The 14218-nt window shown below is 56.6% G+C and carries 10 protein-coding genes; 7 read left to right on the top strand and 3 right to left on the bottom strand.

Going from position 1 to position 14218, the window contains the following annotated elements; genetic code table 11:
• Nucleotides 1-20 precede the first annotated feature (20 nt).
• Nucleotides 21-620, bottom strand: coding sequence for an FMN-dependent NADH-azoreductase (locus AB0A83_RS10275; protein ID WP_367154034.1), 600 nt, complete (start codon nt 618-620; stop codon nt 21-23).
• Between the two features lie 69 nt (nt 621-689).
• On the opposite strand from AB0A83_RS10275, the gene AB0A83_RS10270 reads away from it, so the two are divergent.
• The 5 genes from AB0A83_RS10270 (at nt 690) to AB0A83_RS10250 (ending at nt 9959) form a co-directional block, all read left to right on the top strand.
• Nucleotides 690-1619 carry a LysR family transcriptional regulator gene (locus AB0A83_RS10270; protein WP_232056618.1) on the top strand — a complete coding sequence of 310 codons (930 nt, stop codon included), beginning with the start codon at nt 690-692 and terminating at the stop codon, nt 1617-1619.
• A gap of 220 nt (nt 1620-1839) precedes the next feature.
• On the top strand, nt 1840-4179 hold the full coding sequence (locus tag AB0A83_RS10265; RefSeq protein WP_150048195.1) for an alpha/beta fold hydrolase: 2340 nt from the start codon (nt 1840-1842) through the stop codon (nt 4177-4179).
• Nucleotides 4176-5315 carry a thiolase family protein gene (locus AB0A83_RS10260; RefSeq protein ID WP_150048194.1) on the top strand — a complete coding sequence of 380 codons (1140 nt, stop codon included), beginning with the start codon at nt 4176-4178 and terminating at the stop codon, nt 5313-5315. Before AB0A83_RS10265 ends, AB0A83_RS10260 begins: the two co-directional genes overlap by 4 nt.
• Nucleotides 5312-7618, top strand: coding sequence for a 3-hydroxyacyl-CoA dehydrogenase/enoyl-CoA hydratase family protein (locus AB0A83_RS10255; RefSeq protein WP_150048193.1), 2307 nt, complete (start codon nt 5312-5314; stop codon nt 7616-7618). Before AB0A83_RS10260 ends, AB0A83_RS10255 begins: the two co-directional genes overlap by 4 nt.
• Before the next feature lie 40 nt (nt 7619-7658).
• The gene (locus tag AB0A83_RS10250; RefSeq protein ID WP_367154032.1) at nt 7659-9959 is read left to right on the top strand and encodes an acyl-CoA dehydrogenase; all 2301 of its coding nucleotides are present in this window, start codon (nt 7659-7661) and stop codon (nt 9957-9959) included.
• A gap of 49 nt (nt 9960-10008) precedes the next feature.
• On the opposite strand, the gene AB0A83_RS10245 is transcribed toward AB0A83_RS10250, so the two are convergent.
• Both AB0A83_RS10245 and AB0A83_RS10240 read right to left on the bottom strand, forming a co-directional pair.
• Complete coding sequence (locus AB0A83_RS10245; RefSeq protein ID WP_367156160.1) at nt 10009-10605, bottom strand: alpha-ketoglutarate-dependent dioxygenase AlkB; 597 nt, start codon at nt 10603-10605, stop codon at nt 10009-10011.
• Nucleotides 10605-12269 (bottom strand): putative transporter, encoded by a 1665-nt coding sequence (locus AB0A83_RS10240; protein WP_367154031.1) that lies wholly within the window; start codon nt 12267-12269, stop codon nt 10605-10607. Before AB0A83_RS10240 ends, AB0A83_RS10245 begins: the two co-directional genes overlap by 1 nt.
• A gap of 125 nt (nt 12270-12394) precedes the next feature.
• Here AB0A83_RS10240 and AB0A83_RS10235 point away from each other — a divergent pair, with 125 nt between their 5' ends.
• Nucleotides 12395-12958, top strand: a complete 564-nt coding sequence (locus AB0A83_RS10235; protein ID WP_367154030.1) for a cytochrome c — start codon at nt 12395-12397, stop codon at nt 12956-12958.
• 187 nt (nt 12959-13145) lie between these two features.
• Nucleotides 13146-14201, top strand: coding sequence for an HD domain-containing phosphohydrolase (locus tag AB0A83_RS10230; RefSeq protein WP_367154029.1), 1056 nt, complete (start codon nt 13146-13148; stop codon nt 14199-14201).
• Nucleotides 14202-14218 lie beyond the last annotated feature (17 nt).

Here is a 14218-nt window from a genome sequence, read left to right as displayed (position 1 = left end):
ATTTCTCCCGGAACATGAATTTACAGCGCCAAGGCCGCTATCTCTGCCTGCGCGTCGCGTAAGGCCGCATTCAGGCTTTCTTCTCCCATGGCAAGGCCTTCCGCGTAAACAAAAGTCAAGTCGGTAAGACCTAAAAAACCCAGCATGGTTTGCAAATACGGGGTTACCAAATCGTTAGGCGTATCTTTATGCCGACCGCCGAACGCTAGCGCCGAATACACCTTTTTGCCGTTCAGCAGGCCTTGCGGGCCGTCCGCGGTATAGCGAAAAGTTACGCCGGCCCTCGCAACGGCGTCCAGCCAGGCTTTGAGCTGAACCGGAATGCCGAAGTTGTACATAGGTACGCCCAATACGATTCGGTCTGCCCGCTGGATTTCGTCGATCAGCCGGTCGAATCCCGCGACGGTATCGCGCTGCGCCGCGTCTCGCTGCCCATCCGGAGTAAACAAGGCTTGTAAGGCCGTCGAGTCCAATACCGGAGCCGGCGTCTGCACCAGATCGCGGCGGGTTAACGAGCTGCCGGCGTTTACTCGCCGCAATTTGTCGACCAGTAAATCGGATAAGCGGCTGGAATGGCTACGCTCGCCATTGATACTGGCATTGATTTGCAAGATGTTCATAGTCGTCTCCGACAAGTAATAGTGTGAATTAACTATAATTCGGAACAAACTCGCTGATAAGAGGGCAAAATGAATAACAATGTTCCGCCAGAGCAACAATTGATCCATGTGCAACCCAACGATTTATGGTTGTTCGCCAAGGTGGCCGATTGCGGCAGCTTTTCCAAAGCTGCCTCGATGCTGGGCTGGCCTAAATCCTCGCTATCGCGGCGCATCGCCTTGTTGGAGCAACGTCTGGGCGAACGTTTGCTACTGCGCACCACCCGTAAATTGGCGCTAACCGAATTGGGACTCAGGTTGTTGCAACACGGCCGACAAATCGACGAGGAAACCAGCGCCGCGGCCGCCTGGGCAGCCCACCGGCAAATCACCCCATCCGGCCGGCTTAAAATTTCGTTGCCCGGCGATTTGACGCAATTGACCTTAATTCCGCTATTGGCGCAGTTTGGCGAACGTTATCCGGAGGTGAAACTCGAACTGGATCTCTCACCGCGACGCGTGGATTTATTGGCAGAGGGTTACGATTTGGCAGTGCGAGTCGGCTCTTTGCCGGACGATGGCGCGCTGGCGGCTAAATTGTTGTATCGGCAGGCTTTCGGCCTTTACGCGGCGCCGAGTTATCTCGAACGCCGCGGTACGCCCGACAATCCGGCGCAATTGTTGGAACACACTGTATTGCAGCTGATACCGGCTAACCGCGAACCCGGCCCGTGGCAGCTGACGCGCAACGGCGACACCTGGCAAGGTTTGCCGCCGGCGGCGCTGTCGGCCAATTCGCCGGAAGTGTTGGTCAAACTGGCCCGCCTGGGCCGAGGCATTGTGGCAGCCCCGCAAAACTATGCGCAAGACGCGGTGACGCTGGGCGAGTTGCAGCGGCTTCTACCGGATTGGCAGTGGCCAAGCGTAGAGGTTTGGGCGGTTTTTCCCGGTCGCCGGCTGATGCCAACCAAGACGAGAGCGTTTTTAGACGCGTTGACCGCATTCCTGCAGACGCCGTAGCCGGCACCTTTTTGCTCAGTCCTGACAAGGACGCTGCAGACACTGTGAACCCCATCAACAAATTCAACCCAGCATTTCACTCGGGAAACTAATTGGCACCGACACCGGACTAACCCGCATACGGTTAAAGGCGAAAACCGGAAGTTTTACCGTCACAACCGCTTACTCTGACGATTGACCGGGATTTCCCCGGCATATCGCCCCCCTCTCGGAGGTGCACATGAACAGGATGCAATATCCAAGTGACTGGCCCGACATCGATCAGGCGCTATACGGCCATTCCGTCAAACTGATCAACGCCGCCATTAACTTGCTGGGGGTTAAACTACGGCTACACGCCGAGGAAAGTGCGCTGATGCAAGGCGACATCTTTTTGTTCAATCACTTTTCCCGCTTCGAAACCTTCATTCCACAGTTGTTGATACACGAACACGTCGGCGCGCTGACCTGCGCCATCGCTTCCGGCGAATTTTTCGCCGAAGATACTGTACTGGCGCGTTATCTGAAACGAGTCGGCGTCTACCCGCACGATCATCCCCGCCTGTTTCCGCTGCTGGCCCGACAAATCCTCAAGGGCCGCAAAGTTGTCATTTTTCCGGAAGGCGGCATGGTCAAGGACCGGCGGGTGATCGACAAACAAGGGCGGTACAGCATTTATTCGCGCATGACCGGCGACCGCCGCAAGCACCACACCGGCCCGGCGGTATTGGCGCAAGGCGTGGAAACAATCAAAACCGTCATCAGACAGGCGTTTGCCCGCAACGATCAAGCCGAGCAAGAACGCTGGCGGCAGTGGCTGGCGATGGACAGTTTGGACGAATTGCGCGCGGTGGCGCAAAAACCGACATTGATCGTGCCGGCCAATATCACTTTCTACCCGATACGCAACTCCGAAAACCTGCTATTCAAAAGCGTGGAACTGTTCTCTCACCACATGAGCTTGCGCCAGCAGGAAGAACTGCTGATCGAGGGCAACATCTTGCTGAAGGACACGGACATGGATATACGCCTGGGCAAGTTGATCGACCCGTGTTGTGTGTGGGATTGGCGCATGCATTGTTTAATGGGCCGAGTAGTGCCTACCATCCAAGACGCCGACCAGGTGTTCAATTTCCATCGGTCGCCGCGCAATTGGAAAGAACGTCTGTTGGGACGCTATTTCATTCGTAACGCCAATTGTTCTCGAGACCGGTACATGGTCGCGATATACCGCAATGCAACCGTCAACTTGGCCCACTTGGCATCCACCTTGATCATGCGTTACATCGGCGAAGGCCGGGCGCACATCGAAAAACGGCATTTTTACACGGTGTTGTACATCGCCATCAAACACTTGCAAAACCAACCGGACATCTATCTGCACGACAGTCTGCTGTCGCCGGCCGATTACGCCAACTTGCTGCATAACCAGAACGCCCGTTTCAACCAGTTCATCGAACAGGCGCAAGCCTCCGGATTGTTGTTGGAACAAGAAGGTTATTTGCATTTTCTGCCCAAATTGTTGGAAGACCACGATTTCGACCGGGTCCGTTTGGAAAACCCCATCGCGGTTTATCAAAACGAAGTCGCGCCGCTCAGCAAGATTCGAGACACCCTAGCCCAAGCCGACGCGCAATACCACGATCTGGAAGCACAGCAAATGGCCGCCTGGCTGTTCGAAGACGAACAGATTGCCTTGAAACACGAAGTACAGTGCTACAGCCAAGCGCATTTCGACAGCCTGGACCAACAGGAAACCGCATGCGCCGATCCGGCGCCCTTTTTCATCAGCCCGGTCAACAGCAACGAGTACGGCATTTTGTTGGTGCACGGGCTGATTGCCAGCCCGGCGGAACTGCGCGAGTACGGCCACTATTTGGCCGAGCAAGGCTATACGGTATTGGGTATACGCTTGCCGGGACACGGTACCTCCCCTTACGCGTTGCGCGATTTCAGTTGCGAGGACTGGCTGGACAGCGTCAAGCGCGGCTACAACATCCTCAAATACTCCTGCGATAAAATTTTCCTGATCGGCTTTTCGACCGGTGCGGCGCTGGCCATGACCTTTGCCGCCCGGCAACACATAGATGTTCAAGGCATAGTCGCGGTAGCCGTACCGATCAAATTCGAAGACAACCGCTTCATGTTGGTGCCGCTATTGCACGGCACCAACAAATTGGTCAAATGGCTATCCAGTTTCGAAGGGGTAAAACCGTTTTTACAACACGACAGCGAACACCCCGACATCAACTATAAAAATGTGCCGGTGCGCGCGCTTTACGAACTGCGCCGCTTGATTCAACAACTGGAAGCGGCACTGCCCGGGGTAAGCGCCCCTACGTTGCTGTTGCACGCCAATCAGGACCCGGTGGTGGATCCGGTGAGTTCCGCTATAGTCTACAAACGCCTGGGCGCCCGCTACAAACAGCTACTCAGCATCCGTGCCGAACGCCATGGCGCGCTGATGGAAAATTTGGATCACACCTGGAGCCGCATCGACGAGTTTCTAAGCCGCTGCCGGCACTCCCAGCTCGCTTCGGCGGCACTTGCCTCCCCGGAATATGAGGAGAATCTATCATGAACAAGGTCGTAATCAGTACCTATCTTAGAAGCCCGTTCACACCCGCACACAAAGGCGCATTAGCCGGGCTGCGTCCGGACGATCTGGCCGCGCAAGTGGTTAAAGCCTTGGTGGCTCGCTCAGGCGTCGACCCTAACGACATCGAGGATCTAATTCTGGGCTGCGCCTTTCCGGAAGCCGAACAAGGGATGAATATGGCCCGCTTGTTGGTGCATCTGGCCGGATTGCCGATGAGCGTGGCAGGCACCACGGTCAACCGCTTTTGCGGTTCCTCTATGCAAGCGATACACATGGCCGCCGGCGCCATAGCCCTCGGCGCCGGCGAAGCCTTCGTCTGCGCCGGCGTGGAATCGATGAGCCGGGTACCGATGGGCGGTTTCAACCCGTTGCCCAATCCCGACCTGTACCGCGATTTTCCCGGCGCCTTCATGAGCATGGGCGAAACTGCCGAGATCTTGGCCACTCGCTATGGCATCGCGCGCGCAGCGCAAGAACGCTTCGCGCTCGACAGCCAACGGAAAGCCGCGGCAGCGCAAAGCGCGGGTTGTTTTGCCGACGAAATCGTCACCGTTCAGGCTAACGGCCGTGTGGTAGCCGACGACGGCTGCCCACGGCCCGAATCGAACCTGGAAGCCATGGCGGCGCTAAACCCGGCCTTTCTGGAACAAGGCAGTATTACCGCCGCCACTTCGTCGCCGTTAACCGACGGTGCCGCCGCAGTATTGGTGTGCAGCGAAGCTTACGCCGACCGGCGCCACCTGCCGAAACTAGCCCGCATCGTCGCGACCGCGGTATCCGCCTGCCAACCGGAAATCATGGGCATGGGTCCGGTCGCGGCAAGCGGTAAGGCTTTGCAACGAGCCGGCCTGAAATTGGCAGACATGGATGTGGTGGAGTTGAACGAGGCTTTCGCCGCCCAAGTATTGGCCGTGTTGCAAGAACTACCTATCCCCGCCGACAGACTGAATCCGGACGGCGGCGCCATCGCCCTGGGACATCCCTTGGGGGCCAGCGGCGCGCGCATTACCGGCAAGGCTGCCGCTTTGCTGCAACGCAGCGGCGGACGGTATGCGCTGGCCACGCAATGCATAGGCGGCGGCCAGGGTATTGCGACCGTTCTGGAGAACGTGTCATGAAAGTACAACGGGTGGCAGTCATCGGTGCCGGCGTGATGGGCAGCGCGATAGCCGCGCATTTGGCCAATGCCGGTACCGACGTGGACCTGTTGGACGTCCCGGCCGAACAAGGACCGCGCGACGCATTGGCCGAACAAGCGATAGCCCGCCTGTTGAAAGCCGAACCCAAGCCCCTAATGCTGCCGGGCTACGCCAAGCGCATTCGTCCCGGCAATTTAGCCGATCATTTACACCGCTTACAGGATGCCGATTGGGTAATAGAAGCCATAGTGGAGCAACTGGAGGTCAAACGCGAACTCTACCGACGCTTGCACGCGCATTGCGGCCCCAACACCTTGATCTCGTCCAACACCTCCACCCTGCCGCTAAGTCTGCTGATGCAGGACAGTTCGGCGGAATTTCGCCGCCGCTTCATGATCAGCCATTTTTTCAATCCGCCGCGTTACATGCGTTTGCTGGAATGCGTACCCCATCCTGAGCTGGATATTGGCCTGCAGCGGCGCATCGAGGAATTTGCCGCGACCGATTTGGGTAAAGGCTGTATTCGCTGCCACGATACCCCTGGTTTTATCGCTAACCGGATAGGCACCTATTGGCTACAGATCGCCTTCCGCGCCGCCGAACGCCACCTGCTTGCCATAGAAGACTGCGACGCGGCCATGGCGTTGTTCGGCGTGCCGAAAACCGGGGTGTTCGGCTTGTTGGATCTGGTCGGTTTGGATTTGATGCCGAAAATCCTGGGCGGCTTCAGCCGCATGCTGCCGGCTGACGACGCGTTGACGCCGCTGTGCCGGGTGCCTTACCGCTTGCAAGCCTTGTTGGATGCCGGCTATAGCGGTCGCAAAGGCCAAGGCGGATTTTACCGCTTGCACCACGACGCTGGCGGCAAACACCGGCAAGCCGTCGATTTGAACAGCGGCGAATTTCGCAACGTCCGAAAAGTGCGCTTGAAAATCGGCCACTCCGCAGCCGAATTACGCGCATTTCTGTGTTCCGACGACGCGTTAGGGCGCTTTAGTTGGGAGGTGTGGGCGCACACGCTTTGCTATGCCGCCGGCCGGATTCCGGAAATTGCCGATACCCCCGAGGCGATAGACGCGGCCATGCGCCTCGGATACAACTGGCACTACGGGCCGTTCGAGCTACTGGATTTTTTGGGCGCCGATTGGTTTGTCGCGCGCCTGGCGGCCGAGGGCTTTGAAATTCCCGACTGGCTGCACAATGCCGCCCCTGTCTACCGTTACGGCAAGCATCAAGCCGAGTGCCGCGGCCCCGGCTACGATTATCGCCCTATCGTCCGACCGGCGGGCACGCTATTGCTGAGCGACATCAAACGGGGTAGCCGGCCGCTACTGGGCAACGCTTCGGCCAGCGTATGGCACATCGGCGACGAGGTAGCCTGTTTGGAATTGCATAGCAAGATGAACACGCTGGCCCCCGACCTGCTCGGCTTGCTGCCGCAATTGGTTTCCGACCTGCGCGGCAGCTTTGCCGGCCTGGTGATATACAGCGATACCGACTACTTTTCCGCCGGCGCCAATCTGGCTTTGATCGCCCCGGCGTTGCAGGCCGGCGATTGGGAAGCCATCGCCAATATCGTCCGTTTGGGACAAAACAGCTTTCGCGCCTTGAAATACGCACCGTTTCCGGTGGTCGGCGCGCCGTCCGGCCTAGCCTTGGGCGGCGGCTGCGAAATCCTGCTGCATTGCGATGCGCTATGCGCACACGCCGAAACCTACATGGGGCTAGTGGAAGCAGGAGTCGGCTTGGTCCCCGGCTGGGGCGGCTGTAAAGAGCTGCTGGGGCGTTGGCTGCAATTCAACAAACGGCCGGGTGGGCCGATGCCGGCCATTGCCCAAACCTTCGAGCTGATCGCGACGGCCAAAGTCAGTAGTTCCGCCGCCGAAGCGCAAAGCCGCTTATTTCTCGGCCGCGACGACCGCATCGTCATGAACCGCGATAGGGTTTTGGCACAAGCAAAAGCTATGGTGTTGCAATGCGCGCCAAGCTATCAAGCGCCTACCCCTTACAGCTACCGGTTACCGGGCGCCAGCGGCGCGGCGGCTTTGGACATGCAAATCCGCAATCTGCGTAAAGCCGGCAACATCAGCGATTACGACGTCGAAATCGCTACCCGCTTGGCACGCGTCTTGACCGGGGGCGATACCGATATGAATTTAGAACTGAGCGAGCAGGACATTCTGGATTTGGAATTAGCCGCCTTCGATGCCTTGGTCCGACAAAGCAGCACCCAAGCCAGGCTGCAACATTTGTTGGAAACCGGCAAACCCCTGCGCAATTGACCGAGTTGCGCGCCGCCCACCCCAGTAGGAGACGCCCGTCATGAACCTGTATTTAAGTGCCGGATTGCTGATCTTGGCCGTAGGCCTGATCGGACCGCTACGCCGCCGTGTGATGGTACGGCCTGTTTTCAACGCCATGCGCCGCAGCTTGCCGCCGATTTCGCAAACCGAACGGGAAGCCTTGGAAGCCGGCAAACCCTGGTGGGACGCGGAACTGTTTACCGGGCAGCCGGACTGGCGCAAGTTGCACGCCTTACCGGCGCCAAGTTTAAGTCCGCAAGAGCAAGCCTTTTTGGACGGCCCGGTCCAAACCTTGTGCGCCATGCTGGACGATTGGGACATCACCCACCGGCGCCGGGATTTGCCGCCCGAAGTCTGGCACTACATCCGCGAACAGCGCTTTTGCGGCATCATCATTCCCAAACACTATGGAGGACTGGAATTTTCCGAGTTCGCTCATTCGCAAATCGTCATGAAAATCGCCAGCCGCAGCACCAGCGCGGCCGTCACGGTGATGGTGCCCAATTCCCTGGGCCCTGCCAAGTTATTGTTGGCCTATGGTACCGAGGCACAAAAAAACCATTATCTGCCGCGCCTGGCGCAAGGCCTGGAATTGCCGGCTTTTGCCTTGACCAGCCCGGTCGCCGGCAGCGACGCCGCCTCGATGACCGATACGGGCGTGGTGTGTTACGCCCCGTTCGGCGCCGAACCCCGCGTACTGGGGATACGCCTAAACTGGGAGAAACGCTACATCACGTTAGGGCCGGTTGCCACCGTATTGGGTCTGGCCTTCAAATTGTACGATCCCGAACATTTATTGGGCGAACGCGATGAAATCGGCATTACTCTCGCCCTGATTCCCACCGACACGCCCGGGGTCAGTATCGGCAGACGACATTTCCCGCTGGACTCCGGCTTTCAGAACGGACCCAATTGGGGTAAAGACGTGTTCATTCCGCTGGACTGGGTGATCGGGGGGCAATCGCAATGCGGCAACGGCTGGAAAATGCTGATGCAATGCCTGGCTACCGGCCGCGCCATCTCCTTGCCAGCCTTGAGCGTGGGGGCGGCCAAATCCGTGTCGCGCTTCTGCGGCGCTTACGCCCGCGTCCGTCGGCAATTCGGTGTCCCCTTGGGAGCGTTCGAAGGCATAGAAGAAGTATTGGCCCGCATGGCCGGCACCACTTATCTGACGGACGCCGCCCGGCAGGTGACGTGCGCCGCCTTGGACGCCGGGGAGAAACCGGCGGTGATTTCGGCAATTTTGAAATACCACCTGACCGAAAGCATGCGCAAAACCGTCAACGACGGCATGGACATCCTGGGCGGCGCCGGGATTTGCCTGGGACCGAACAATTTCCTGGGTCGGGTCTATCAAGTGGTGCCGGTGGCGATTACCGTGGAAGGCGCCAACATCCTGACTCGCAGCTTAATGATTTTCGGTCAAGGCTCGGTGCGCTGCCATCCCTTCGTACAAGCGGAAATGCAGGCCTTGGATAACCCGGATTCGAACCGAGGTCTGATCGAGTTTGACCGGGTCTTACGCCGGCACACCGCATTTCTGCTCGGCAATCTGCTACGCGGGATCTACTATGGATTCGGCGGTTGTTATTTCAGCCGCGCTCCCGGCGACCGCCACACCCGCCGTTACTACCGGCGCATCAACCGACTGAGCACCGCCTTTGCACTGAGCGCGGATTTCGCCTTATTGGCGCTGGGCGGCGGCTTGAAACGCAAGGAACGCATTTCCGCGCGCTTGGGCGACGTACTCAGCTATCTGTATCTGTGCTGCTGCGCCTTGAAGCATTTCGAAGACCAAGGCTCGCCGCCGGCCGCCCTACCCTTGCTGGACTGGGCGTGTCAACACAGTTTGCACCGTGCGCAACAAAGCCTCTTGGCATCATTTTGGCTGTTCCCCACCCGTATTCCGACATTGCTGCTGCGCAGCTTGCTGTTTCCGTTCGGCAAACCCTATGCACCGCCGGCCGATCGCTTGTGCGGCCAATTGGCACAGCTATTGATGACAGACAACCCCGGCCGCGACGATTTAACCGCCGGCATTTTCCTGAGTCCGTCGGCGAACGACCCGAGCGGGCGCATCGAACATGCTTTCAAAGCGGTAATAGCCGCAGAAGCCGCGGAATCCGCCGTCAAACATGCACAAAAACAAGGCCGCTTAGCGCGCGGTTATCCGGACGAGGCCTTGCTGGCGACAGCCCTGAATGCCGGGATCATCGACGCCGAACAAGCCGAGAGGCTACGCGCCGCCAACGCGGCCCGGGCAAACGCTATCAAGGTGGATGACTTCGACCCGGCGGATTTGGCGTTGACACCGCGATAGCTCGCCGTCTTCGCTTATTGCCGTACTTCCTGCAACCGCGCGCCGGCTTTTATTCGTCTCTAACGATATGTCTAAAGGTCAAATTGATTCTGGCGCTTTTCGCCGTTTTCGACTTGGGCAATTCGTGCCGCCAATGATGCTGTATGCTACCTGCCATCAGTAACAAATCGCCGTGTGCCAATTCCAGGTCCAGGCGCAACCGTTTATTTTTGTGTCTAAAACGCAATAAACGCGTTTCACCGAAACTTAGCGAGGCTATCATCGGGTTTATTCCCAACTCTTTTTCGTTGTCGGCGTGACAACCCATCGAGTCCCTCTCGTTTCTATACCAATTCGCCAACACGCTATTGAAACGGTGACCGCAAGCCAACTCAACGCTGCTGCGCAACTCGGTCAACAACGATGTCCAGGGTATAGGGCTGTGTTCGACACCCGAATAGCGGTAACTCGCGGTTTGATCTCCGTACCAAGCCGTTAAGCGCGGCACCAAAATCCATTTGCCGCAGATTTTTAATTGTTCCTGCTGCCAAGCCAAGCCGTTCAGCAAGTTTTCGAAAAGTTCGTCCGCGCGCCGCGCTTGAATAAACTGGCGCCGACAATAGAGCTCGCCGTCCATCGGCAACAAGTTATCGCCGTCGCCAACCATCAAATCGTTAACGAAATCATGAGTTGGGCCGCCAAAATACGCAATATCATCACTAGCGGATAAACCGTGGCATAGGCAATCGACACCGCGGCGCAGGGATGAAAGGTGTTGGCAAAAGCCAGGGCCGGAGGGTCGGTCATACTGCCTGCAAGCAAGCCGCAGAGCGACAAAAAATTAATCTTAAACACAAACCGGGCCAGCAAGCCGACAAGTAAAAGCGGCAGCAGGGTAATCAAGGCCGCCCATCCCATCCAAATAAATCCGTCGCCTTGTACCAGAGTCTCGACAAATTGGTCACCGGAATGCAAGCCGACGCACGCCAAAAATAACACGATGCCGACGTCCTTTAAGATCATGTTGGAGCTTTTCGGCAAATGCCACGTCATCGTGCCCCAATTACCGATGCGGCTTAAAAGTATCGCTACCAACAGCGGCCCGCCGGCCATACCGAGTTTCAACGCAGACGGGACCCCGGGCAAATAAATCGGTAAGCTACCTAGGATGACTCCTAAAGTGATTCCGATGAAAATCGGCATGATTTGCGGATGACTCAATTCTTCCAAGGAGTTTCCCAATGCCAATTCGATCGCTTGCAGGGCGTCCGGACTGCCGACAACCAATAATTCGTCGCCGAACCGCACCCTGACCGCCGGATTGGGGGAAAATTCCACGTCCGGTCTATGCACCCGCGAAATCGTCACGCCGTAGCGAACGCACAAGTGCCCCACCGTCTGATGAATGGCGCTTTCGTTGGTAACCACCAGGCGCTTACTCTGTAAAGTCGTATTCAGCTCGTGCAAGACAACATTGGCTTTGGGGCCTACCAGCATTTCCATACGCTCCAGATGGCTGATGTCGCCGACCAGTCTGACGACATCCCCGACCTGCAGTACAGTATCCGGATTGGCGATAGCCACTTCGCCTGCTCCGCTGGGCAAAATGCGGGTAATAACGACGCCCATGGCTTCGAAAAACGGAATCTCGGCGATTTTACGCCCGCTCAAATTAGGGTTTTCGACCGCTAGATCGCGCCAAATAGGCAAGGCAACCTGTTGTTGATGCCGGGCGAATTCGTCCGCTTCCGCACTGACGTCGACGCTGAAGAGTTTCTTGACGACCAGCATCGATAAGATGATCCCGACGATACCGAAAGGATAGGCCACCGCATAGCCTAGACCCGGCATTTTCAGCGTTTCGGCAGTCACTCCCGACATTGAACCCAAAACTTGTTGGGCGGCCGCCAATGACGGCGTGTTGGTAGTGGCGCCGGAAAACAGCCCCACGGCCACCGGAATCGGAATATCGGCGCCCCAGCTAATCGCAAGCGTAACGGCTGCGCCTAACATCACGATGCCGGCCGCTAATCCGTTCAAACGTATGCCATACTTAAAAAAGGACGATACAAAACCGGGGCCGACTTGCAAACCGATCGCGTAAACAAAAAGAATCAGTCCGAATTCGCGTAGAAAATGCATAACCTCTGCATTGATGTTCAAGCCGAAGTGGCCGAACGCCAATCCGGAGAACAAAACCCCGGAAATTCCCAAGCGAATACCGGCCGCTTGCAAGCGTCCTAACACTAGCCCGGTCGAAACGACCAAACTGACGATCAACATTGCGTGCGGGACTGAATCTTGATGAAGTAATTGCGCGAGCCAAGACATAGCTATCCTGTGTTGAAGGCTAAACGAGTGTGATTGTCGGACATGTTGAGCCCGCTTATGATGTCTAACGGCCGAGCGACTCATCGACTATCCGAATTGTATATCAAGCCACTGAGGTATAAGCAATGAACGTAAATTTCGGCAAACAATCGGCAATCACGCTCGGTCTATTATTGATCGCAAGCTCCTCCGGCCTGGCTGCCGACCCCTCGGCCGGCAAGACCCGAGCGGCCGCCTGCCAGGGTTGCCACGGCGCCAACGGCGTCAGCAATAGCCCGTTATGGCCTAATTTGGCCGGTCAAACCGCCGCTTATATGGAAGCGCAGTTAAAAAACTTCAAGACCGGCAAACGAAACAACCCCAGCATGAATCCGATAGCCGCCGACTTGTCGGACGCCGATATACAAAATTTAGCCGCGTATTTCGCCGGACTAGCGCCTAACAAACCCAAATCCGGCGCCAGCGCAGGTGCCGACAAGGTCGCGATGTGCATGGGCTGCCACGGTCAGCAACTACAAGGAAACGGGCAAATTCCCCGCCTGGCGGGCCAGCAGGTGAAATATCTGATCAAGCAACTGGAAGATTTTAAAAGCGGCAGCAGACAAGCAGGCCCTATGAACGCCTTGGCAAAATCGCTATCCGCCGAAGATATCCGCACGGTTGCCGAATACCTAAGCGGGCAGAACTAAAGGAGAGCTGAGCTGTTCTAACCCGTCTTGCCGCGTTGCCGACTATCCCGACTGCTTGAATCTTTAGCGGCAGTGTCTATAGTTGCGAATCGGCTTGCGGGTCACCCGGACGCAGGTCTACGACAACGCGAACTTTTGCCGATCTTCAATCGCTAAAGTCAGGAACGATACAGTAAAGGTGAATACGATGGTTAGAAATAGTCGCATCCTGATTGTGGACGACGTAGTCGACAATATCAGAGTTGCCATGAATATTCTCAAGGAAGAGAACTACGAATTTTCGTTCGCACAGAACGGCGGCGAGGCCCTGCGGCTCATATTCGAAGTCGGCGAAAGCTTCGATCTGATTCTGTTGGATATTATGATGCCCGGCTTGAACGGCTTCGAAGTCTGTAAAAAATTAAAAGAAAACCCCACCACTCAGGAAATACCCATTATTTTCCTGACCGCGAAAGTCGACGTTGATTCCATCACCCAAGGTTTTTCGATGGGCGCGGTCGACTATATCACCAAGCCCTTTCATGCCGCGGAATTATTGTCCCGAGTCGCCACGCATTTGGAGCTGTACCATTCTCGCGAGCTCTTGCTCAAACACAACATCAATCTCAAAGCCAAGGCCAAGCATGAAAAAAACCGCTTATTAAGCGAATTGGAAGACAGTCAAAAAGAGATGATTTTCATCCTGGCGGAATTGATGGAAGCCACCTCGGACGAAACCGGCAAGCATATCAAACGGGTCGCGGAAACTTCAGCGCTACTGGCCAAATACCATCCCTGTTTGAACGACGAGGACGTGGATCTGCTTTACCATGCTTCGCCCATGCACGACATCGGCAAAATGACCATCCCGTTGGAAATTTTGCATAAGCCGGGACGCTATTCGGAAGACGAGTTTTCCTTGATGAAAAAGCATACCATCAACGCTTACAGCTTGTTGTCGCATTCGGACCGCAAGCTCATCAAGGCCGCGGCCATCATCGCCCACGAACATCACGAAAAATGGAACGGTACAGGCTATCCGCGCGGTTTGAAAGGGCCGGACATCCATATTTACGGCCGCATCGTCGCATTGGCGGACGTATTCGACGCGTTAACCCACAAACGCCATTACAAAGAAGCCTGGAAAATAGAAGACGCCGTTGCCTACGTGCTCGATCATAGAGAAACGCAATTCGACCCCGAATTGGTGGATATTTTTCAAGAGCATTTAGACGAGTTTATTACCATCGCTATTTCGCAGTGACAACGCTTCCAAGCCCG

It is taken from the genome of Methylomonas sp. HYX-M1 (genome assembly GCF_040741385.1).
Taxonomy (GTDB): domain Bacteria; phylum Pseudomonadota; class Gammaproteobacteria; order Methylococcales; family Methylomonadaceae; genus Methylomonas; species Methylomonas rhizoryzae.
The sequence above is the reverse complement of the archived record's forward strand: the minus strand, read 5'-3'. Positions and strand labels throughout refer to the sequence as shown.